This is a genomic window from Neorhizobium sp. AL 9.2.2, assembly GCF_013317225.1.
GTDB classification, from domain to species: domain Bacteria; phylum Pseudomonadota; class Alphaproteobacteria; order Rhizobiales; family Rhizobiaceae; genus Neorhizobium; species Neorhizobium soli.
This window is the reverse complement of record NZ_JAALXU010000009.1, coordinates 151,123-172,545: the sequence shown is the minus strand read 5'-3', so window position 1 is coordinate 172,545 and position 21,423 is coordinate 151,123. Positions and strand designations below refer to the sequence as shown.

The window sequence follows — 21,423 nt, the reverse complement described above, 5'->3', positions numbered from 1 at the left end:
TCAACCGGTTCCCAGATAGGCGGCCTGCACGGCTGCGTTGGCACGGATGTCTCCGGGCGACCCCTCGGCGAGGATTTGACCGTGGTTGAGAACCGTGATCGTGTCGGCGAGTTGCATGACGACGGGCATGTTGTGCTCGATCAAAAGGACCGTTGCAGACGTGGCGATTTCCTTGACCAGCCGGCAGAAACTTTCGATCTCGCTATCCGACAAGCCTTGCGTCGGCTCATCCAGGATCAGGAGTTTCGGCTCCAGCGCCAGTCCCATCGCGACTTCGAGAAGCCGCTGGTGGCCATAGGCCATGGTCCCGGCCTTCTCTCCCATTCGATCCGCAAGGCCAACGCGGTCCAGGGCTTCCTGCGCCTTCTCGGCAATATCAGACCGTTTCGAGCCGGGGTGACGCCTTAAAGCGCTTTGTGCCGACAGCGCCACGTTGTCGAACACGGTCAGCGTCGGATAGATGCTGGTGATCTGGAATGTATAGGCGATGCCGTCGCGCACGCGCTTATGCGCCGGTAGGTTGGTGATGTCCTTGCCCAGGAACTCGATCGAACCGGCGCTCGGCGCGATACGACCGGCCAGCAACGAGACGAAAGTCGTCTTTCCGGCACCGTTCGGACCGATCAGCGCGCGGATCTCGCCTTCTCTGATGGTAAAGTCGACATTGTCGACGGCTTTCAGCCCTCCAAAATGGCGGCTGAGACCTTTTGTCGAAAGCAGGCTCACGGAAGCCATGACAGCCACCTTTCGCGGATCGTCCCGAGAATGCCTTTCGGAAAGAAGAGGACCAGAACCACAAGCGCGACGCCGGTCACGAGCAGATAGGCCTGGGTGTATTCGCTGGTGATGTCGATCATGTAGAACATGAGGATTGAGCCGAGCAGCGGACCAAGGATCGTTCCGGCACCGCCGAGCAACGTGAAGAGCAGCGCTTCGATCGAATACTGGATCGTGGCAAAGGTTGCGCCGACATAGGCGAACATCAGCCCGTAGGCGGCACCGGCCATGGCGGATATCGTGCCTGACAGGACGAGCGCACCGAGCTTCAGCTTGAATGTGTCGAAGCCCAGCATCAGCGTGCGCGTCTCGTTTTCGCGGATCGCGATCAGCACCCTGCCGATCGGTCCGCGGACGACGATGAAGATGACGAGCAGTGTCAAAGCCAGAAGGCCGAGCGCCAGGTTGTAGCGCTGCACGGCATTCGTCAGGTCGATGTGGAGTCCGAGGAGATCGAAACTGCGGGCGGCTGCCGGCATCGTCAGGCCTTCTTCGCCGCGGGTATAGTCGGTGAAGTAGGTGATCGTGAGATAGGCAACCTGGCCGAACATCATGGTGACAATCATGAAGGCGACGCCGGTCGTTCGCAGAGCAATCACGCCGATGACGAGCGACAGGGCGGCACCACAGACAATTCCGATGAGAAACGCGAGTGGCACGCCGAGATCGGTGTAATAGGCCGTCATGCCGGCGCCGTAGAGACCGGCGGCAAAGAACATCGCATGTCCGAGGCTCAGCAGGCCCGTATAGCCGAACAGCATGTTGTAGCCCATGGCATAGATCGCCAACAGCATGACGCGGGTCATGGCGAGGTGGTGATAATCGGGCAGCAAGAACTGGACGAGAAAGAGGGCTGCCAGCACGCCGACGTGAAGCGCGATGACGCGGATGGTGTTTTCGCTTCTCATCGCGCCTTCGCCCCGAACAGACCTTCCGGCTTGAACACCAGAACAAGGGTGACAAGCAGGGTCGAGATGATCTTCGCAAGCGTCGGTGAGAAGAACACCGAAATGATGCCGTCGCTCAATCCGATCAGCAGGGCTGCGATGACGGTGCCGCGGAGACTGCCGAGGCCGCCAAGGATGACGACGATGAAGGAGAGAAGCAGCGGATCGAGCCCCATCAGGTAATGGGCCTGGCGGATCGGCACGATCAGCACCGCAGCGATTGCCGCCAGCATGGCGCCGGCGGCAAAGACGAAGGCATAGACCCGTTCGATCGGTATGCCGAAGGCCTGCGCCATCTCGCGATCAAACTGCGTTGCCCGCATGATGAGGCCGAGCCGGGTGCGGCTCAGCACGAACCAGACCACCAGCAGCAACACGATCGCCGCTGCGATGACGAACAGGTTGTAACCGGAATAGCCGAACCACGGCAGCTGGATGCGGTAATAGAACGGCGCGGACACCGGACGCGCATCCGGACCATAGGTCAAAAGGACCGTCTGCTGGATGATATAGAGCATGCCGATCGTGGCGACGATGGTCGATTCCGGATCGTAGTTCAGGCGCTTCAGGATCAGCCGCTCGCTGGCGAACGCGATCGCCCCGACAATCAGCGGGCTGATGACGAGCGCCGCGAAAAAGCCGACTGCCGGATGCAGCGAGAACATCGACGCCACCCACCAGGCAACGACAGCGCCGAGCATATAGAATTCGCCATGAGCGACATTCACGACGCGCATGACGCCGAACACCAGCGACAGGCCAAGCGCCGTCAATGTGAGGACCGCGGCCTGGAGCAGTCCTTCCAATGTCGCCAGCAGCAGAAAGGGACCGAACGCCAAACCCTAGCTCCCATGCACGGACACGACTGTCCCCTCGCCTGATTTGCAGCGGTTAGACAGGAAAAACGCCGCGGGGTGAAGAGCGAAGGGATGCGAGGGGCGATCCCTTCGGAATGGGCGGGTCAGAGCGACATCTTCGTGTAGTCAGCCGTCACCTCGTACATGCCGTCTTCGATTGAGGTCCGGTGCACGACATCCATGCGGCCGCCTTCGACCTTGGAGATGTTCTGGTGGCCGTAAACCTGGTGGTTCTTGCCGTTGAAGATCTTGTTGCCCTGCGGATGGTCGCGCCCTTCCTCGAATGTCTCGATCGCTTCCAAGGCTTCGATGAACTTGGCCTTGTCCTGCGGGCCGTTATATCCGGATGACTGCATCGCCTGCTTGATGGTGAACAGGGTTTCCCACACCCCGTACATATGGGCGTAGGTGGCGATGTCCTTCGGATCGGCGATGCTTGCACCATTCTCGTTGACGCCCACGGCCGTGCGATAGAACTTGTCCCATTCGCTCTGGTCCTTCTGGGCATAACGGGGCATGCCCTCCCAGAAATAGGTACCGTCGAGGAAGCCCAGTTGCGGCGTCGAGAGATCGACGGCCTCGACGCTATCGATGAAGCCGAAAATCTGGGGTCGCTGAGACCCGTAGAACTGACCGAGTTCGGTGACGAAGGTGAGGACCGCCGGGCCGACCATGATGTGGTAGAGCACGTCGGTATCTGCGGGAATACGCGGCAGGTAGCGCGTGAACGAGGTTTCCGTCGGTGGCACGGCGATCATCTCCACGACCTCACCACCCTGCGCCTTGATGGCGGGCGGAAGATTATCGCGGTGGTCATAGCCGAAAGCGTAGTCAGGGAAGATCATCGTGACCTTCTTGCCGAGGTTTTGCGTAATCCAGGGTGCCACTGATGTGACCTGGCTGCGGACGTCGGTGATGCCGGGCTGGAAGCAATAGCGGTTGAGGCTGCCCGAAGACACGTGGGTGCCTTCCGATACCACGAGATAGGGCATCTTCAATTCGCCCGCCCGCGGCGCGGCGGCGACGACGACGTGTGAAAACAGCGTCCCGAACACAGCATCGACCTTATGCTGGGTCGCGAATTTCTCGACGACTTCGGCGCCCCGCTTGGGATCCGTGCCATCATCTTCGACGATCAGTTCCACGGGACGACCGTTGATGCCGCCCTCATCGTTGATGATCTTGACGGCAGCGCGTGCGACGCGCTCGTACCAGCGACCATAGGATGCGCCGATACCGGTGCGGTGGCATTCAAAGCCGAGCTTGATCGGGGCGGAGGTCTGGGCGTGCGAGTATCGGACGAAGCCCGGCGAGACGGAAGAAAGAATGCCCGCACCCGTTGCCGCGCCCATTCCAAGAAGGGTCGTCCGGCGGGTCACCGACGCTTTCGGTGCTGAAGTCTTGTCGGTCATTCGAAATTTTCCTCTCAACGGTACTGACGCCCATCATGCTGATGCGATAGTCGATGGTCTACCAGGTGCCACCGACAATAAGAGCCCTACCATGTCCTATAGCAAAGAATTCCGCTGATCAGGAGACCTGACAGGAGCGGCACGAGGCCCAGTCTGAGCGAAGATGTCGTGGTATGGGATACGCTTCTCCATCCCGGCATGATGTTTCAGCCGATCACGCCACCAGACGCAGGATGAACCCGTTGCCGTCATTTCCCCGAAAACACCGGTTGCCGGCCTGTCCATCGGCGACGGCAGCTCTCTTGTGGACGCTCATGCCCTGCACGGCCAGCGCGCACGGGACGGAACGCGGGCTGGTGATGCTGCTGCCGACCGAATATTACCTGACAGGCGGCGCGATCGTCGTCGCAGTTACCTTCGTCGCATTGCTGCTGGTTCCGTCGCGCTGGTTCACACATGCTGGCAGTGCCTCCATCACGCTCGATCGCCGGCCGGTGCCGCCGATCGCGATGGTCAGCACGCTGAGCTTTCTGCTTCTGCTGGTCCTGATCGCCGCCGGCCGCTATTCGACAGCCGACCCGCTTGAAAATCCTTTGCCGCTTGTCGTCTGGACGCTGTTCTGGGTCGGCCTGACCTTGCTGCAGGCGCTGGTCGGGAACCTGTGGCCATGGCTCAATCCCTGGACGGGTCCTCTTCGTATCCTGCGGCGAGCGACAGGCGGCAGGCTTGGCGAAGCTCCTCTGTTGAAGCTGCCGGAGGCCGTCGGTTACATCCCGGCGATCCTCCTGTTTTTGATGTTTGCCTGGTACGAGCTGGTTTCGCTTGCCCCGGAAGAGCCTCCCCGTCTCGCCATCGCCGTGTCGGCCTACTGGATTCTCAATTTCATCGCCATGCTGGTTTTCGGAGAGCGAGATTGGACAGAGCGGGGCGAACCATTCTCGGTGTGTTTCCGCATGATCGGCATGATCGCACCGTTTGAGATCAAGCCGCCGAAATCAGGAATATGGGCGAGTGTCCGGTTCCGCTGGCCGGGACAAGACTGCGTCGCGGCGGAGCCGCCGCCGATCAGCGCCGCCCTGTTTCTGCTGCTGACGCTCGGAACGGCGTCCTTCGATGGCTTTGCAGAGACCTTCACCTGGCTCTCGATGATCGGGGTGAACCCGCTGGAATTTCCCGGCCGCAGCGCTGTGACCCTGCCGAATACGCTCGGCTTGATCGCCGCTCCGGCGGTGCTCGCAGTGATCTATTTCGCGGCTGTCATATCAGGAGCCCGGCTTGCCGGAGAGGCACGATTAGTCGCTGATCGAGGGGTGATCACGCATCTGGTCTATTCGATCATTCCGATAGCGGTTGCCTTCCATGCAGCCCACTATCTCAGCCTGCTTCTGATCAACGGGCAATATCTCTACTCTGCGATCTCGGATCCCTTTGCGCTTGGCTGGGATCTGTTCGGAACCGCCGATCGGCACGTCACGGCATCGATGCTGATCGACATCAGCAGTGTCGAAAAGCTCTGGATCGCACAGACCGCGATCATCGTGGCCGGGCACTGCATCGGCATTCTGATCGCCCACATGATTGCGCTCAAGCACTTCGTGAAACCGGCAAGCGCCACCATCAGTCAGGCTTTTCTGGCCCTTGCGATGATAGGCTATACCGTCTTCGGCCTCTGGCTTCTTTCCACCCCGACAGCGGGATGATCGGGGTGGCAACCAATCAGCGGAGGAGAAGCATATCCCAGTGCCCGACTTCGCAGGCCGAACGCGATGCCATCTCGAGACGCATCCGTCGCCAGTCGTCCAGAACGCTTTCGTCAAGCCGGTCTGTTTCAGACGCAGCGTTTGCCATGCCGGCAATGAAATGCCGCTGCAATTCCGCTTGATCTCCGCCGAGGCGCCAAGGGCTCTGACCGGTGAGAACCTTGAAGCCCGCCTGCTCCGCCAACCGGGACAAGACCGGTTCCGCCGTTGGACCAAGCGCCGGTCCAAAGCCCTTGTCGCGGCGTTGGTGGGCGTTGAACGCTTCGACAACCAAGGCATCCGCTTCGTGCGCGATTTCCCAGCTGCAGACGCCATCGTAGTTGAGCGCCGTATACAGGCCGATGTCACGCTTCGCGAGGAGATGCAGAAGACGCTCCAGAAATTCGGCTGAGACGAGGTCGAAAAGCGCCGACGCTGTCACCAGCCTCGCATCCGTGAAGAGCTCAGGCGCCAACTGGCTAAGGTCGGCCTGCAGGCATTTCACCTGGTCGGGCATGTCGAGCCTGTTTGCGGCTTCTTCGAGCAGTTGCAGATCGTTGTCGACAAGCCGCCAGTGCCAGGACAAACTCTGGGGCGCAAGTGCGCGGACAGTGGAGCCGGTTCCGCAGCCGAGATCGATGACCGTCGCGCCGTTCCCGTCTGCGGTCACACTTTCCATGGCAGACCGCCGGAGTTTGGGATCGCGGGCAGCGTTGTCCGCTGGCTCGCGCAGATCGAGCCAGACCGTGTCGAAACCACTCATCGCATTTCCTCCAGGAAGTCGGAAAGCACCTTTGCCGTTGCGGGCCAATCGGGCAGCTGCTGGCCCACGGCAAGCGCGCCCGCAGAATAAGCTTGTCGCGTCTCGGGCTGGTCGATCAGCAGCGCCAGAGCTTCGGCGAGCCCGGCGATGTCACCCGGTTCCACGAGTATCCCGGCATCGTCAGTCACCAGATCGGGTATCGCCCCGCCGCGGCAGCCGACGATCGGCAGGCCGCGCACCATGGCTTCCGCAAAGGCCATGCCGTAGCCTTCATATTGGCTGGCGAGTGCAAAAATATCCGCTTGGGCATATTCGACTTCCACATCATCAAGCGCACCCGTCAAGGTCACCCGGTCGGAGAGCCCGCACGCCTCAATCTGTCGTCGCAGATCGGCAGCGCATTGACGATCCATGTCATCGCTGCCTGCGATCCGGCACTGCCATGGGCGATCGGAGATGCGCTCGAGCGCTGAAATCAACGCCGCATGATCCTTTCGCTGCGTCAACGATCCAACCGACAGGATCATCACCCCGTCCCCGGCCGTGCTGCCCGATGCAGGCTTTGCCTGCTCCGTTCCAGGCACGGCGACACGCACGAGATCCGGCGCCACGCGGAATTGCGATACCAGAGTTCGCGCCGTGCTAGGGCTTGTGACGACGACACCTTTGGCTGCACCTAGCGCTGTCATCTCGCTTTTTCGCAACCGCTCGGCAACGCCGGCCGGAATGCCGCTTTCGAGTGCCAACGGATGATGGACGAGCGCAATCATGCGGAGGCGGGTCGCCTCCTCCATGGCAATTGCCGGCATTGCCCCAAATGCAAGGCCATCGACCAGAACGAGACTATCGTCGGCGAGGGCTGCGAGTTTTTCGGCTGTTTCGGCAAGCTCGCTTTCGCTCGGTTCCGGAAAGCCGCCGGGAAGCTGCAGGTGCTCGACTGTCCAGCCGATTGCCCTAAGCTCCTCGATCATCCGCCGGTCATAGCCATACCCGCCGCTGCGGGTGTCGATATCGCCGGGGATGGCGAATACCAGCCGTCGCTCCCTTGATGCGGCGTTCAAATCGCAGCCTCGTACCAGGCTCGGGCCACATGGCTTTCATGCAGGGTTACCTTGAGGCGGCGGATGCGCACGCCACCCGGACCAAGATCGCCGGCAGCGATACCGGCTTTCAGCTGATCGAAGACGTGCTTGGCGAGCACCTCCGTCGTGGTGACCTTGCCGCGAAAGATTTCGAGTTCGTCGAGGTTCTGGTAGTTGAGCGGCGCAACGATTGCTTTCAGCACCGTCGTTGCAAGGCCGATATCGACGCCGAGCCCGTTTTCGTCGAGATCTTCGGTCATGAAGGCGGCATCGACAATAAAGGTCGCGCCATGCATCGCCTGGGCCGGGCCGAATACCTCCCGTGGCAAGCTATGGGCAATCATCATGTGGTCGCGAACTTCAACTGCAAACATGCGGGGAATGTCCTTTCAGACTAACGGTATCGGATACGGTGGCAAAGGGTGCCGGGATCGGCGAGAATTTGGCAATAGTCTTGGGCAAGGTCGGGAAAGTCCGTCTCGCCGGAGAAGAGTTTGTCGAGGCGGTCATCCGCAAGCAATGCAAGTGCCGCGGCCAGACGTCGCGAAAACGGCCACCTTGCGCGCCTTTGAACCGGTACGTTGCCGACCTGCGAAGCGACGATCGACAGGCGTTGACTGTGGAAACGACCGCCCAGCGGAATCTTCACGCTGCCTTCGCCATACCACGACATCTCGACGATCCGCGCCTCGAAGCCGGCGAGCGCAATGGATGTGGCAAGACCTGCGGCCGTGGCCGACGTGTGGATCACCACATCGCATCCGCCGTCACCGTCGTTCGCCTGTTCGGGTGATGCAAACCGGCATCCGAAATCTTCGGCAAGACCACGGCGATCGCCATTGACGTCCACGACGGTGACTTCGGTGCCCGGGATCCTTGCGGCGAGATAGGCAACCAGAAGCCCGACGAGCCCTGCGCCGACGACCGCGACCTTGTCTCCAGGAAGAATGCCGGCATCCCAAACGCCGTTGAGAGCCGTCTCCATATTGGCTGCAAGGACGGCGCGCGAGGCGGGCACGCCTGCTGGAACCGGCACGACCATCTCAGCGGGGGCGTGGAAGGCATCCTGATGCGGATAGAGGCAGAATACTGTCCGGCCGACAAGCGCTTCCGGGCCGTCCTTTGCGGTTCCGACCACCGCGTAGCCGTACTTGATCGGAAACGGGAATTCTCCATCCTGCAACGGCGCCCGCATGCTGTCGTATTCGCTTTTGGGGACCGAACCGGCTGCCACCAGCGATTCGGTACCGCGGCTGATGGCGCCGAACAGGCTTTCCACCAGGACATCGCCGTGCCCGAGCGGACCAAGCGGCGTCTCCCGCAATTCAGGCTGGTTTTCTAGCACCAGCCACAATGCTTGCGCTATCGTCATGCCTGGCCATCGCGTGCCGGCTTGGGAAACTTGCCTTCAACTCTGGCGGACGGACGACGCCAGAGACGGGCTTCATGCGGAACGAGGCGGGTGAGGACCCGCGGAAGACAGCCTTCCTCGGGAATTGCGAACAGTCCGAGGCGGGTCGTCCAGTAACTGAACCGCTGCGAGGCCGTGAAGACCGTGAACGGGATCGCCAGACAGAGACCGGCGACCACAGGCAGAGCCCAGAAGATCGCGTACCCACCGATCAGGCCCGTTATGATCGTTGCGAGGACAACGCCGATCAATGTCTGAAGGCCCATAGCCTTGACGGCGGTGCCGAGCGTAACGCCGAGCCGGTCGCGGTTCTGACCGCTCCAGGTGACCGAACGTCCGAACAGAAGACCGATCAGGAACACCGAGACATAGACGGCAACGATGGGCGCCATGATCATCGAGGCCAGGAGTTCGATCACCGCCGACAGACCGAAGCGCAATGGTCCGCCATAGGAGCGGATCGCGCCGGGGGTAAGCAGCACATCGACGACGCCGGCGATCTTGGGGGTGACCGACAGAAGAAAGATGGTGATGAACGACCAGAAGCCGAGTTCGATATAGGTCGCATCAAAGCCGCCGGTCACACCCTTCCATGCGGCGGCAAACGTCGCGACGATCCAGGCCGGCGGTGCGACATACATCAGGACCGCCTGAAAAAGCTGGAACCTGCTCAGCGGCTTGAGGCCCGGCTCAAAAAGGAAACGCCAATACTGCATGTTGCCCTGGCACCATCGCAGATCTCGCTTGGCAAACTCCAGCAATGTCGGTGGGTTGGCTTCGAAGCTCTGTGTCTCGATAGGCAGCACACGAACTTCGTAGCCGCCCCGACGCATATAGGTCGCTTCCAGCTGGTCGTGGCTCAGCACATGGCCGCCCAACGGCGGCGATCCCGGGAGAACGGGCAGATTGCAGTGGGCCTCAAATGCCGCGGCGCGGATCAGTGCGTTGTGCCCCCAGTAAGGCCCGCAATCAGCGCTCCACCAGGCGGAGCCGAGCGTGAAAGACCGCATTCCGTGACGCATACCGAACTGGAACATCCGGGCAAAGCCGCTTTCGGCGGGCACTCCGACGACCAGGGTCTGCAGAATCCCGAGCTCAGGTCGTGCCTCCATGGCAGCCACCAGCCGTATCATCACGTCGCCGGACATGACGCTGTCGGAATCAAGCGGCAGGAAAAAGTCGTAGCGGCTTCCGTGTTCCTTCAGGAAGTCCTGAATATTGCCCGCCTTGTAACCGGCATTGTCAGCACGACGACGATAGACCGGCCGGTTACCGCCATCCGCCACGACATGAGCGGCAACGAGATCGAAGCCCGCTTCTTCCAACTGGATGATGTCGGGCTCGGACGTGTCGCTGAGGACGAAGAACCGAAAGTGGCGTTGAAGGCCGGTCGCCTGAAGGCTCTTCTGCATCGCCTCTATCCGGGCAAAGACGGGCCGCGGATCTTCGTTGCGCAGGAATATCGTCAGCGCTGTCCGCGACGACAAAGCGATCGGCTGGCTTCCCTGACCCTGCGGATAGAAGGGGTAGATGCTTTTGGAGGGGTCGCCGGGGCCGTGCTGGAGGACGATCCCGATCACGGCGTTCCAGAACCCAAGCACCGTCCACGGCGTTGCCAGCATGAACCCGATCAGCATGACGGCTTCCGCACCATCAATGCCATCTGGGGAAAGAAGTCGGTAGACGACATACCCAAGCCCCGCGATCGTTGCGAGGTTGAGCGCCAGAACAATACGACGGCGCCACCGGACTGGAAGTCCGGAATATTGGAAGTCGGGACTTCGTTCGGGATCCGACTGCCAGCCCGTTGCACTTTGGTCGGCAGCCATCGCGTTGAGAACGCCTTCTTTTAAATTGCCCATGCGCAACACTTAGGCTGAACCTCCGTCCTAGCAAGCGCCGAGCGATTTCAAATGAAGTTTACCGACGCCGTTGCCCCGCTCCAGATCCGCGCCAGTGCGCAAACAGCCGCAGGTTTTACTGGGATCCTTTTGGATCGTCCGTCACCGCTCGAGGTAGGATGATCCTTCATCCGTCGCCTGGTCAGCTTGCATCGACTTCATTGGGGCGCACCGGAACGACACCGTGCGTCGGCGTTCTTTGCCCGCGTATATTGTATAGATGATCCCCAGAATTGACAGGGTTGCAGTACTGGACACGAAGAAAAACACTCAGTAGAAAGCTGAAGCGACGTTGTCAGACATCGGACAACAGATTGACGGGTGGAGGCCTGATCGATCGGCCGCTTGGAGGATCATAATGACTATACATGGCGGGCTGACGCCCGAACTGATTTTGCCGCAGGATTCCGAGACCGCCACTCTGGTTGGTCGTGTCTGGTCGAAGGCTGCGGACGGCCCCTGCCCTGTCCTTTACCGGAATGGCAGGCTTCTGGATCTTTCGTCGCTCGCTGCGACGCTGTCAGCACTGCTTGAGATCGACGGCCTGGTGGAGCGCCTGACGGCCGCTACCGATTGGACGGATCTCGGCTCTCTCAATGACTTCCTAGACGGCACTGCCGGAACGCTGCTGGCGCCTGTTGACCTGCAGGCGATCAAAGCCGCAGGCGTAACTTTCGCAGACAGCATGCTGGAACGGGTCATCGAGGAACAGGCCAAGGGCGATCCGCTTCGGGCCCAGGAGATCCGCGGCCGCCTGGCGCCGGTTCTGGGCGACAGCCTGAAGGGACTTGTAGCCGGCTCAGAAAAGGCGGCAAGCGTGAAAGCGCTGTTGCAGGATATGGGGCTCTGGTCGCAGTATCTCGAAGTCGGGATCGGTCCGGATGCGGAAATCTTCACTAAGGCTCAACCCATGTCGGCCGTCGGCTGCGGGTCGCTGGTCGGCATTCACCCGAAGTCGGATTGGAACAATCCCGAACCGGAAGTGGTGCTTGCTGTCACATCCACGGGTGCGATTGTCGGTGCGACGCTTGGCAATGACGTCAATCTTCGCGATTTCGAAGGACGGTCCGCCCTGCTTCTCAGCAAGGCAAAGGACAACAACGCATCCTGTTCTCTCGGTCCCTTCATCCGACTGTTCGACGGCGAATTTTCGCTCGAAGACGTCAAGAAATCGGAGATCTCGCTTGTCGTCGAGGGCCCTGAAGGTTTCGAGATGACGGGCGTCAGCCCGATGCAGGCAATTAGCCGCACGCCAGAAGATCTCGTTTCGCAGCTTCTCAACCGCAACCATCAATACCCTGATGGCGCCGTGTTGTTTCTCGGCACCATGTTTGCACCGGTCAAGGATCGGCGCGGCAAGGGTCTGGGCTTTACGCACGAGATCGGCGACCGCGTCGAGATTTCGTCGCCAAGGCTTGGGCGACTGGTGAATTGGGTGGAAAACAGTGAAGCCTGCCCGCCTTGGGACTTCGGGCTGACGGCTTTGATGAAGAACCTCGCGAAGCGCAAGCTCTTGTAGCCGCCGCGGTTGATGGGAGGAGGAACCCGATGCAACGAATAAACGATCTCTTTTATCGCTTTCTGGAACTGCTGCTGATCCTGCTTTTGGCAGGCATGGCAATCATGGTGTTCCTCAACGTGGTGCTGCGCTACGGTTTCAACTCCGGCCTCAACATATCGGAAGAGCTGTCGCGCTACTTCTTCGTCTGGCTGACCTTTATCGGTGCTGTCGTTGCGTTTCGCGAACATTCCCACCTTGGTGTGGAGTCGCTGGTCGCCATGCTCGGTCGCTCGGGCCGTATCGCCTGCATGATCATTTCGAACCTGCTGATCATCCTGTGTTCGGCAATTTTCTTCTGGGGCACATGGGTCCAGTTGCCGATCAACGCCAGCATGGTCGCACCTGTGACCGGGCTTTCCATGGCGTGGGTCTACGGCATCGGCTTCTTCACCGGTGGAGGATGCGTGCTGATCGCGCTTGAACGGCTGTTTCGCCTGATCACCGGTCGTGTCACCGACGCGGAAATCGCAGCCTTCACGGGTGAAAACATGACGATCGAACAACTGGCGGAGCGGACCTAAATGACTCTTTTCGTCTTTGTTGGATCGCTGCTTGGGGCGATGGCCGTTGGCGTACCCGTGGCCTTCTCGCTGATTTTCTGCGGCGTCGTGCTCATGTGGCACATGGACATGTTCAACAGCCAGATCATCGCGCAGAACATGATCGCGGGCGCTGATACATTCACCCTGCTCGCCATCCCCTTCTTCATTCTCGCCGGCGAATTGATGAATTCCGGCGGTTTGTCGAAGCGTATCATCGATTTCGCGATCGCCTGCGTCGGTCACATCAGAGGTGGTCTCGGGATCGTTGCGATTTTTGCAGCGCTCATCATGGCCAGCATTTCGGGTTCGGCCGCTGCCGATACGGCCGCCCTTGCCGCCATCCTCATCCCGATGATGGCCAAGGCAGGCTATAATATTCCCCGCTCTGGCGGTCTGATCGCTGCCGGCGGTATCATCGCCCCGGTCATTCCGCCGTCGATGGCGTTTATCGTGTTCGGCGTTGCCGCGAACGTGTCGATCACCCAGCTCTTCATGGCGGGCATCTTCCCCGGCATCCTGATGGCCGTCTCACTGATCATCACCTGGCTGATCGTGGTGCGCAAAGATAACGTCCAGGCGCTTCCAAAAACCACCTACAAGGAACGCCTGCACGCAACCGGACGCGCTGCCTGGGCGCTCGGCATGCCTGTGATCATCCTCGGCGGCATCAAGATTGGCATCGTGACGCCGACCGAAGCTGCCGTCGTTGCCGCCGTCTATGCGATGTTCGTCGGCATGGTAATCTACAAGGAACTGAAGCCAAGAGACCTTCCGCACGTCATTCTGCAGGCCGCCAAGACGACTTCGGTCATCATGTTCCTCGTCTGCGCGGCACTCGTATCGGCATGGCTCATCACGGCTGCGAATATTCCGGCAGAAATCGCCGGCTATATCGAACCGCTGATCGATCGCCCGACGCTGTTGATGTTCGTCATAATGATCCTGGTTCTGGTTGTCGGTACGGCACTGGATCTGACGCCGACCATCCTGATCCTGACGCCGGTTCTCATGCCGATCATCAAGCAGGCGGGAATCGATCCGGTCTATTTCGGCGTGCTCTTTATCATCAACAACTCGATCGGCCTCATCACGCCGCCGGTCGGTGTTGTGCTCAACGTTGTCAGCGGTGTCGGGAGAATACCGCTTGGCAAGGTGACGGCCGGCGTGTGGCCGTTCCTTCTTGCGCAGTCGCTCGTGCTTTTCCTGCTCGTGCTGTTTCCCGATCTTGTGATCGTGCCCGCACGTTGGTTGCATTGACGGCCTGCCATTCAACCTGTTCACATCAACGTCCAACTGGGAGGACTACTATGAAGAGACTGCTTCTTGCCACTACAGCGATCGCGCTTGCCTGCTCCACAGCAGCACCGGCCTTCGCCGAATTCAAGAGCCGCAACATTCGCGTTTCGAACGGCATCAATGCCGACCATCCCGTCGGTAACGGCATCAAGGCCATGCAGGAATGCCTGGACCAGAAGTCCGGCGGCAAGCTGAAACTGACCGCTTTCTGGGGCGGCGCTCTTGGCGGCGACCTTCAGGCAACCCAGGCGCTGCGCTCGGGCGTTCAGGAAGCCGTCGTCACATCCTCGTCTCCGCTCGTCGGCATCATTCCGGCACTCGGCGTCTTCGACCTGCCGTTCCTGTTCCGCGATGCGCCTGAGGCCTACAAGGTGCTCGACGGCAAATTTGGCGACGAGATGAACAAGAAGCTCGATGGCGCCGGTCTGGTCAATCTGGCTTACTGGGAAAACGGCTTCCGCAACCTGTCGAATTCCAAGCGCGCCGTCACCAAGTGGGAAGATTTCTCGGGGATGAAGGTTCGCGTCATGCAGAACAACATCTTCCTCGACACCTTCCAGAACCTTGGTGCAAACGCGACCCCGATGGCCTTCGGCGAAGTCTATTCGGCGCTCGAGACCAACGCGATCGACGCGCAGGAAAACCCCTATGTGACAATCGACACGTCGAAGTTCTTCGAAGTGCAGAAATACGTCACCGAGACCAACCACGCATATACGCCTTTCCTCTTCCTCTTCTCCAAGGCGATCTTCAACACCTATTCGCCGGAAGAACAGACTGCACTGCGTGAATGCGCAGTGGTCGGTCGCGATGTGGAGCGCCAGGTGATCGGCGATCTCAACAAGAAGTCGCTGGAAAAGATCAAGGCCGCCGGCCTGGAGGTGAACACGCTGTCGCCTGAGGAGCAGGCTCGCATTCGTGAAAAGTCGCTTGCTGTCTATGAAAAGCACAAGGACCAGATTGGTGCCGATGTGGTTGATGGCATCCTGGCGGAACTTAAGGAAGTCCGTAAGTAAGCATCAGCCTTCGGCAGACGAGCCCGCGACGTTACCGTCGCGGGCTTTTTTCATGGCTATTCGAGCGCGATCGGCTGCACCCTTTGGCGCTTCTTCAGCGTCTGCTCGCGCAGGAAGATGAAGACGCCGGAACCGACGATCAGTGCTGCACCGATCAGCATTCCGAATCTCGGCATATCGCCAAAGAACAGCCAGCCGAACAGAACCGCCCAGAGCAAAAGCGTGTACTGTAGGGGAGCGACCGTTGCCGCATCAGAGATCTTCAATGCTCTGTTAACGAGAACATGAGCGGTCATTGCTACTATACCGAGCAGTGCAAGCAGGCCAAAATCGCGGGTAGAAGCGATCGGCGACCAGTCGAAAGGCGCGAAAGCAAGGCCTGCAAGTGCCGCACCGACGATCTGGAAAAAGACAAGCGTCCGGTCTGGGGTGGCCCTCAGGAAACGACCTGAAATCATCATGAACGCGAAGGCGGCACTGCCGAAGATGGATACGATCGCTGGCGGACTGATCATCGCGCTCGACGGTTCGAGCGTGATGACGACGCCGATAAAGCCGATGCCGATTGCCGTCCACCGACGCCAGCCGACTTTTTCACCGAGTAGCAGTGGCGAGGCCGCGGCGACATAGATCGGTGCTGCGAGCCAGTAGGTCATGACGTCTGCGAGCGGAAGATACATCACGGCATAGTAGAAGCAGAAAACCTCGGCGGTGGAGCAGAACACCCGAAGGGCCTGCATGCCGGGTCGTTCGACCTTCAGCAGCGAGCCGAATCCTTGAAAGAACAGGAAAGGCAGCAAGATGACAAGCGCGGCGAGGCTGCGCAGAAGCACGACCTGTCCAAGGCCGTAGCTTGAAACGAGCCACTTCCCCATGGCGTCGTTAAGCGCAAACATGACCATGCCGAGCAGCATGATGAGGGGCCCGGCCATGCGCGCCGAGACGATTTGCTTGGAGATGGATGCGATCATGCCGCGATGCCCTACATGTCTGCGAGGTTTGAGAAACGCCGTGTTACGGTGAAGACCTTGTCCAGGTCTGGATTGAGGTCCATTCCGAGGCCAGGACCAGGCGGAACCGTGATCATGCCGTTCTTCACCTCAGGCAGTGCGGTGACGAGATCGCGGTACCACGTCTTGTAGAAGGCGCGCACACTTTCCTGCACCAGCGCATTGGGTGCGTTAAGCGACAGGTGCGTCGATGCGCCGAGGACAACCGGGCCTGTGCAATCGTGCGGAGCGATCGGCAAATGCCAAGCCTCCGCCATCGATGCGATCTTGCGTGCTTCCGACAGCCCGCCGCACCAGGAGATGTCCAGCATGACGATGCCGGCGACGCCCGTTTCGAGATAATCCCGAAAACCCCAGCGCGTTGCCAAGGTCTCAGATGCTGAGATTGGTGCGGGCGATACGTCGGCATAACGACGCAGGCTCGACAGGCTATCCATCTTGATCGGGTCTTCATGCCAGAACGTGCTGTAGGGCGTCAGCGCCTTGGCGATCTGCATCGCTGGCAGGAGCTGCCACATGGAGTGGAACTCCACCATGATGTCGATCTTGTCGCCGACAGCGTTGCGGATCTTCTCGAATGGCTGAAGCGCTGCGTTGAGATCGGAAGGTGAAATATACTGTCCCCTCGTCTTTTCGGCGGCGGCATCGAAGGGCCAGATCTTCATCGCCGTGATCCCCTCCTCCAGCAGCGAATGTGCCAATTCGTCCGCCCGGTTGAGAAACCCGTTGAGATCGTCGTAGTCCGAGCCGGTCGACAGGCCATAGTTGCCCGTGGTCTGGCCAGTGGATTTCTTGATATACTCGGTGCCGGCGCAGGTATTGTAGGTGCGGATTTCCTTGCGGCTGAACCCGCCCAACAACTGCGCGATCGGCTGGCCCGTGACCTTCCCGAACAGATCCCACAACGCGATGTCGAAAGCCGAGTTGCCACGCACCTCGGCACCCGAGGATCGGAAGCCGACATAGCCCACGAGGTCCTGTGCGAGAAGATCGATGGCAAGCGGATCGCGGCCGAGCACCCGCGGTGCAACATATTCGTGAATGTAGCTTTCGACCGTCTCTGCCCCGAAGAACGTCTCGCCGAGACCGGTCAGCCCTTCATCCGTATGAACCAGAACCCAGATCAGGTTTGCGCGCTCTGCAACTCGCACGGTTTCGAGTTTCGTGATCTTCATTGATGCCTCCCTTAATGTCCTCCACGACATACCCTCATCATTAAGGGATCGTTTGGACGATAGAAAGGCCGGGAACACTCGTTTCAGTTCGCTTTTGTCTTTATTTGCAACGCGTTAACCCGTCAGATCAAAGTATTCCCCAGGCGCGAAAGCGCCCTCGCCCGGTAAATTCACGAAGATTGAGTTCGGCAGCAATTTTCAGCGCGCCCTGCGGGGTTATCTCCAGTGCGTCGGCAATCATCCCGCTCGAAACAAGCGGGCGCGACAAGACAAGTTCGATTAGCTGGGGAAGCCGCGACGACTGTCGCCGACCCACCAGACGGCGCTCGAGCTGCTGCTTGGCGAGCAACAGCCGCTGGTGCTCTTTCATGCCATGCTCGGACGCGAGCGCAATTGCTTCCGTGAACGCGAGAAGCCTCACCATGCGGTTCCTGCTCATTCTGCGCTCCCGCGACACCTGCCGGAGACCGAAGTTGGCCGCGGACAACTGCGTTTCGGTTAACCCGGCTTCGCGCAACACCGCGCTCGCCAGCAAACGTCCAAGCCATGGCGCATGCTTCGACACCTGCAGGTGAAACCAAGCGTCCCACGCAACGGCGGCCCTGAGGAGGGGCGGCATGGACTGCGTTTCGTCCAGCACCACGCGCCATTCCGACAGACGAGCGTCCTCGTCCCAGTCCTCGTCATAGATGAGAGCGTCCCGGCCTGGTATCTTCATCGCACGAACGCTTACGGCGTCCGCAAGCAACGCCTGGCTTCGCTCGAGAACAGCATCGATAGCTGCCAAGGGATCCTCGAAATCATCGTCACGCGAGATCGTTGCGAGCCCTCTCGGTGCCGCTTTGATCTCAATGTCTTGAGCCTCGTCATGACGACCGGACCGCAGCGCGGCAAGACCAGCAGCGCTCAATGCCCATTCCGGTTCGCTCGCCGCAATTCGCCGGCGCGTTCGCAGTACGTCATGGGCAACTGTCAATTCGTGAGTGGAGGCTCGAACTGCCATCCCTGCGTCATGGAGAACAAGGTCTTCGATATTGACAAGTTCCCCATCGATCCAAAGGGACGAGCAGGCTTCCGAGAAATGGGCGCGATCGATCCAGCCTTGCCGTACGAGGGAACTAGCGATCCGCTCATCGAGTCGTACAGCGCCGGCTGTCGCTGCCGAGATCGGTCCGAACAACTCACCAGAGTCTATTTTTGAGAGATCGTAACGCATTGAAAGCGTTATAGTTCAATGCCGTTGTGAAAGCTAGCGTCACGTTCGGTTTCGCTACCGGACACAAGTGGATGCGTCCGTTTGATTGAACCGTTTAGCTTCTGGCGTGATGGATCAAGCTAGCATCTGTATGGTGATAAGCAAGCACCATAAACACTTATAGACAGGTTAAAGATGGCAAAGGTTTAGCGATCCACTCAGCAAACTCTGATACCTTACCCCCGCCCCACTTCCCGTTGTCCGCGGACAACGAGCGCGACTTTTGCTCTCCACAGGCGCAAAATTCATTTGCATTGAATCATTTGTACAACTCGTGCGAATCGGGGCATATTCAACTGCGCAGTTTTCCGAAGAACTTCGCCAATTGCGCAGTTGGAGAGAAAGATGCCGCAGCCAAGCTTGAAAGTCGACGAACCTCAGGAGCACTTGCCAACGACTCTGGCTACAGATGCCCAGGAGCTTGCGCATCAACTTCAGATGCATCAAGCGAAAATCTTCGCACCGACATCTCAAAAGACGATCCGGCCCTTCCAGCCAGCCGAAGCCGCGAGCTTCATCGGCATCGGAGAAGGCTATCTCCGTCAGGTTGCCGCAGAAGGATACGGACCCGAGCCTCTGGCGAACGGTCGGCGTGTTTATCTTCCGACCGACATGGATCGTATTCGTCAGGTTCTCGACGAAAAGAACGGCGTGGCGAAATACGTACCCGCCCGCCGTCCTGGCGAAAAGCTGCAGGTCATTTCCGTCATGAACTTCAAGGGCGGAAGCGGCAAGACGACGACGTCCGCGCATCTCTCCCAGTATCTTGCCCTTCGTGGTTATAAGACGCTCGCGATCGATCTCGATCCGCAGGCGTCTCTGTCGGCGTTGTTCGGGCATCAACCCGAGCTCGATGTGGGCGAAGGCGAGACGCTCTATGGTGCGATCCGCTATGAGGATCCGCGCCCTATTTCGGAAATTGTCCGCTCCACCTACACACCGAACCTGCATATCCTGCCGGGCAACCTCGAGCTGATGGAGTTCGAGCACGAAACACCAAAGGCCATGGCGTCGGGACAGGTTGCGACGATGTTCTTTGCCCGCATCGGCGAAGTTCTTGCCGATATCGAAGACCTTTACGATGTCGTCGTCATCGATTGCCCGCCGCAGCTCGGCTTCCTGACCATGTCGGCGCTTTGCGCCTCGACATCGACCTTGATTACCGTTCACCCGCAAATGCTCGACGTCATGTCGATGTCGCAGTTTCTCTCGATGACCAGCGAACTGATGTCGGTTGTCGAGCGGGCAGGGGGGCGGACAAGCTATGACTGGATGCGTTATCTTGTGACGCGGTTTGAACCCAATGACGGCCCACAGAGCCAGATGACGGGCTTTATGCGCGCCATCTTCGGCAATCGTATGCTTCACAACGCCATGTTGAAGTCGACAGCGATCTCCGATGCCGGCGTCACGAAACAGACACTGTATGAGGTCGAGCGCAACCAGTTCACCCGCGGCACCTATGACCGGGCGATGGACTCGCTCAATGCCGTGAACCTCGAGATTGAAGAATTGATCCGGTCCGTGTGGGGGAGGCGCTAACAGATGGCACGTAAAAACCTGATCGGCATCTTCGAACCTCCGGCGCCGGACAACAGTTCAGCACCAGCGCCGACACCTGCCGCACCCCCGTCTGCTCAATCGTCACGTCCATTGGCCGGAATGGCACCAGCCGTCCGCAGCGGTGTCCCCGTTGGTGGCATCACGAGAACGCTTGGCAGCATCACGCAGAAGATGGAACGGGCGCAGGATCTCGAGCGGCAGCTTTCGGAAGGGCTTTCCGTCGTTGAACTGGATCCATCGCTGATCGACAGTTCCTTTGTTTCCGACCGTATGCTGATCGATGGCGAAGCGCTTTCCCAACTGGTCGAGCAGGTTCGCGAGCATGGACAGCAGGTGCCGATCCTCGTGCGGCCTCATCCCGACCAGTCGGGCCGGTTCCAGGTCGCCTACGGTCACCGCCGACTTGCAGCCGTCAGACAGCTGGGCCTCAAGGTCAAGGCGGTTGTCCGCGTTCTGACCGATGATCAGCTGGTCGTCAGCCAGGGCCAGGAAAACAACGCCCGCACGAACCTCTCGCATATCGAACGCGCCTTGTTCGCCACCCGTCTCGAGGATCGTTCGTTCACGCGCGATATCATCATGGCAGCGCTTGGCGTCGACAAGGCAGCCTTGTCAAAAATGATCAGCCTGGTCCGGGCGATTCCGATGGAAATCATCGATGCGATCGGTCCGGCACCTGAGGTTGGCCGCAGGCGGTGGACGGAGCTGTCGGAAAAGCTCAATGCCGGAAACATTCCAAGGCTGCTCTCGTGCCTTCAGAAGGGCAGGGCAGAGGGAAAGACAAGCGACGAGCGTTTCCAGCTCGCGTTTACACAGTTGTCCGTGAAACCTGAGGATAGTGGCAAGCCGGCTCAAGCACAGCTGAGGGGTCTGCCCGTTGTCATACGCAAATCGGGAAACCGGTCGACATTCGTGTTCGATGCAAAAAGCGCGCCGGGTTTTGACGACTTCGTCAGCGAACGGCTCACAGAGCTTTTCGCAGAATTTAAACGCAACAAGGGAGTTTGATCAGCAAAAGAAAAAGGCCCCCGAACGACCAAGGTCGTGGAAGCCTCTCTCCGATTTCTAGCAAGATCGAGAATCGCACTTCCATGAATCACAGTCAAGAGTCTTTGG

The 21,423-nt window shown here is 59.6% G+C and carries 19 protein-coding genes; 7 read left to right on the top strand and 12 right to left on the bottom strand.

Annotated features, from left to right (window positions below):
* From G6K99_RS18550 to G6K99_RS18535, 4 genes are all read right to left on the bottom strand, one after another.
* The gene (locus G6K99_RS18550; protein ID WP_174197437.1) at positions 1-735 is read right to left on the bottom strand and encodes an ABC transporter ATP-binding protein; all 735 of its coding nucleotides are present in this window, start codon (positions 733-735) and stop codon (positions 1-3) included.
* Positions 723-1,685, bottom strand: a complete 963-nt coding sequence (locus G6K99_RS18545) for a branched-chain amino acid ABC transporter permease (protein ID WP_174197436.1) — start codon at positions 1,683-1,685, stop codon at positions 723-725. Before G6K99_RS18545 ends, G6K99_RS18550 begins: the two co-directional genes overlap by 13 nt.
* Complete coding sequence (locus G6K99_RS18540) at positions 1,682-2,563, bottom strand: branched-chain amino acid ABC transporter permease (protein ID WP_174197435.1); 882 nt, start codon at positions 2,561-2,563, stop codon at positions 1,682-1,684. Before G6K99_RS18540 ends, G6K99_RS18545 begins: the two co-directional genes overlap by 4 nt.
* Positions 2,564-2,685: 122 nt before the next feature.
* Entirely contained in the window at positions 2,686-3,993 is a 1,308-nt protein-coding gene (locus G6K99_RS18535; RefSeq protein WP_174197434.1) for an ABC transporter substrate-binding protein, read from the bottom strand.
* Between the two features lie 314 nt (positions 3,994-4,307).
* On the opposite strand from G6K99_RS18535, the gene G6K99_RS18530 reads away from it, so the two are divergent.
* Complete coding sequence (locus tag G6K99_RS18530; RefSeq protein ID WP_174197433.1) at positions 4,308-5,693, top strand: hypothetical protein; 1,386 nt, start codon at positions 4,308-4,310, stop codon at positions 5,691-5,693.
* A 16-nt stretch (positions 5,694-5,709) separates the two neighbouring features.
* Here G6K99_RS18530 and G6K99_RS18525 read toward each other — a convergent pair whose 3' ends face one another.
* From G6K99_RS18525 to mdoH, 5 genes are read right to left on the bottom strand one after another with little or no spacing between them, the layout of a single operon-like run.
* Positions 5,710-6,495, bottom strand: a complete 786-nt coding sequence (locus G6K99_RS18525) for a trans-aconitate 2-methyltransferase (protein WP_174197432.1) — start codon at positions 6,493-6,495, stop codon at positions 5,710-5,712.
* On the bottom strand, positions 6,492-7,556 hold the full coding sequence (locus tag G6K99_RS18520) for a glycosyltransferase family 4 protein (protein WP_244631527.1): 1,065 nt from the start codon (positions 7,554-7,556) through the stop codon (positions 6,492-6,494). The genes G6K99_RS18525 and G6K99_RS18520 overlap by 4 nt, the downstream gene beginning before the upstream one ends.
* Positions 7,553-7,951, bottom strand: a complete 399-nt coding sequence (locus G6K99_RS18515) for a 6-carboxytetrahydropterin synthase (RefSeq protein WP_062458601.1) — start codon at positions 7,949-7,951, stop codon at positions 7,553-7,555. The genes G6K99_RS18520 and G6K99_RS18515 overlap by 4 nt, the downstream gene beginning before the upstream one ends.
* Positions 7,952-7,971: 20 nt before the next feature.
* A complete protein-coding gene (locus G6K99_RS18510; protein ID WP_174197431.1) occupies positions 7,972-8,949 on the bottom strand; it encodes a zinc-binding alcohol dehydrogenase in 978 nt (325 codons plus the stop codon).
* Entirely contained in the window at positions 8,946-10,850 is a 1,905-nt protein-coding gene (gene mdoH / locus G6K99_RS18505; RefSeq protein ID WP_174197430.1) for a glucans biosynthesis glucosyltransferase MdoH, read from the bottom strand. The genes G6K99_RS18510 and mdoH overlap by 4 nt, the downstream gene beginning before the upstream one ends.
* A 397-nt stretch (positions 10,851-11,247) precedes the next feature.
* Between mdoH and G6K99_RS18500 the strand changes: the two genes are divergently transcribed.
* From G6K99_RS18500 to G6K99_RS18485, 4 genes are read left to right on the top strand one after another with little or no spacing between them, the layout of a single operon-like run.
* The gene (locus G6K99_RS18500; RefSeq protein WP_062576644.1) at positions 11,248-12,408 is read left to right on the top strand and encodes a fumarylacetoacetate hydrolase family protein; all 1,161 of its coding nucleotides are present in this window, start codon (positions 11,248-11,250) and stop codon (positions 12,406-12,408) included.
* A 29-nt stretch (positions 12,409-12,437) separates the two neighbouring features.
* Complete coding sequence (locus G6K99_RS18495; RefSeq protein ID WP_062458592.1) at positions 12,438-12,971, top strand: TRAP transporter small permease; 534 nt, start codon at positions 12,438-12,440, stop codon at positions 12,969-12,971.
* Positions 12,972-14,249 carry a TRAP transporter large permease gene (locus G6K99_RS18490; RefSeq protein ID WP_174197429.1) on the top strand — a complete coding sequence of 426 codons (1,278 nt, stop codon included), beginning with the start codon at positions 12,972-12,974 and terminating at the stop codon, positions 14,247-14,249.
* Between the two features lie 50 nt (positions 14,250-14,299).
* Complete coding sequence (locus G6K99_RS18485) at positions 14,300-15,304, top strand: TRAP transporter substrate-binding protein (protein ID WP_062458586.1); 1,005 nt, start codon at positions 14,300-14,302, stop codon at positions 15,302-15,304.
* Between the two features lie 56 nt (positions 15,305-15,360).
* On the opposite strand, the gene G6K99_RS18480 is transcribed toward G6K99_RS18485, so the two are convergent.
* The 3 genes from G6K99_RS18480 to G6K99_RS18470 form a co-directional block, all read right to left on the bottom strand.
* On the bottom strand, positions 15,361-16,275 hold the full coding sequence (locus G6K99_RS18480) for a DMT family transporter (protein ID WP_062576646.1): 915 nt from the start codon (positions 16,273-16,275) through the stop codon (positions 15,361-15,363).
* Positions 16,276-16,286: 11 nt separating this feature from the next.
* Positions 16,287-17,489: a mandelate racemase/muconate lactonizing enzyme family protein gene (locus G6K99_RS18475; RefSeq protein ID WP_113165038.1), complete on the bottom strand. Its 1,203-nt coding sequence runs from the start codon at positions 17,487-17,489 to the stop codon at positions 16,287-16,289.
* A gap of 127 nt (positions 17,490-17,616) precedes the next feature.
* A complete protein-coding gene (locus G6K99_RS18470) occupies positions 17,617-18,705 on the bottom strand; it encodes an RHE_PE00001 family protein (RefSeq protein ID WP_174197428.1) in 1,089 nt (362 codons plus the stop codon).
* Positions 18,706-19,089: 384 nt separating this feature from the next.
* Here G6K99_RS18470 and repA point away from each other — a divergent pair, with 384 nt between their 5' ends.
* Together repA and repB are read left to right on the top strand one after the other, a co-directional pair.
* Positions 19,090-20,286: a plasmid partitioning protein RepA gene (gene repA, locus G6K99_RS18465; RefSeq protein WP_062458574.1), complete on the top strand. Its 1,197-nt coding sequence runs from the start codon at positions 19,090-19,092 to the stop codon at positions 20,284-20,286.
* A gap of 3 nt (positions 20,287-20,289) precedes the next feature.
* A complete protein-coding gene (gene repB / locus G6K99_RS18460; RefSeq protein WP_174197427.1) occupies positions 20,290-21,315 on the top strand; it encodes a plasmid partitioning protein RepB in 1,026 nt (341 codons plus the stop codon).
* The last annotated feature ends 108 nt before the right edge of the window (positions 21,316-21,423 follow it).

Bases quoted from the DNA above. Each gene is read 5' to 3' on its own strand.
- G6K99_RS18550 (WP_174197437.1), bottom strand. From the start codon at position 735: ATGGCTTCCGTGAGCCTGCTTTCGACAAAAGGTCTCAGCCGCCATTTT.
- G6K99_RS18545 (WP_174197436.1), bottom strand. From the start codon at position 1,685: ATGAGAAGCGAAAACACCATCCGCGTCATCGCGCTTCACGTCGGCGTG.
- G6K99_RS18535 (WP_174197434.1), bottom strand. From the start codon at position 3,993: ATGACCGACAAGACTTCAGCACCGAAAGCGTCGGTGACCCGCCGGACG.
- G6K99_RS18530 (WP_174197433.1), top strand. From the start codon at position 4,308: ATGCCCTGCACGGCCAGCGCGCACGGGACGGAACGCGGGCTGGTGATG.
- G6K99_RS18525 (WP_174197432.1), bottom strand. From the start codon at position 6,495: ATGAGTGGTTTCGACACGGTCTGGCTCGATCTGCGCGAGCCAGCGGAC.
- G6K99_RS18515 (WP_062458601.1), bottom strand. From the start codon at position 7,951: ATGTTTGCAGTTGAAGTTCGCGACCACATGATGATTGCCCATAGCTTG.
- G6K99_RS18510 (WP_174197431.1), bottom strand. From the start codon at position 8,949: ATGACGATAGCGCAAGCATTGTGGCTGGTGCTAGAAAACCAGCCTGAA.
- mdoH (WP_174197430.1), bottom strand. From the start codon at position 10,850: ATGGGCAATTTAAAAGAAGGCGTTCTCAACGCGATGGCTGCCGACCAA.
- G6K99_RS18500 (WP_062576644.1), top strand. From the start codon at position 11,248: ATGACTATACATGGCGGGCTGACGCCCGAACTGATTTTGCCGCAGGAT.
- G6K99_RS18495 (WP_062458592.1), top strand. From the start codon at position 12,438: ATGCAACGAATAAACGATCTCTTTTATCGCTTTCTGGAACTGCTGCTG.
- G6K99_RS18490 (WP_174197429.1), top strand. From the start codon at position 12,972: ATGACTCTTTTCGTCTTTGTTGGATCGCTGCTTGGGGCGATGGCCGTT.
- G6K99_RS18485 (WP_062458586.1), top strand. From the start codon at position 14,300: ATGAAGAGACTGCTTCTTGCCACTACAGCGATCGCGCTTGCCTGCTCC.
- G6K99_RS18480 (WP_062576646.1), bottom strand. From the start codon at position 16,275: ATGATCGCATCCATCTCCAAGCAAATCGTCTCGGCGCGCATGGCCGGG.
- G6K99_RS18475 (WP_113165038.1), bottom strand. From the start codon at position 17,489: ATGAAGATCACGAAACTCGAAACCGTGCGAGTTGCAGAGCGCGCAAAC.
- G6K99_RS18470 (WP_174197428.1), bottom strand. From the start codon at position 18,705: ATGCGTTACGATCTCTCAAAAATAGACTCTGGTGAGTTGTTCGGACCG.
- repA (WP_062458574.1), top strand. From the start codon at position 19,090: ATGCCGCAGCCAAGCTTGAAAGTCGACGAACCTCAGGAGCACTTGCCA.
- repB (WP_174197427.1), top strand. From the start codon at position 20,290: ATGGCACGTAAAAACCTGATCGGCATCTTCGAACCTCCGGCGCCGGAC.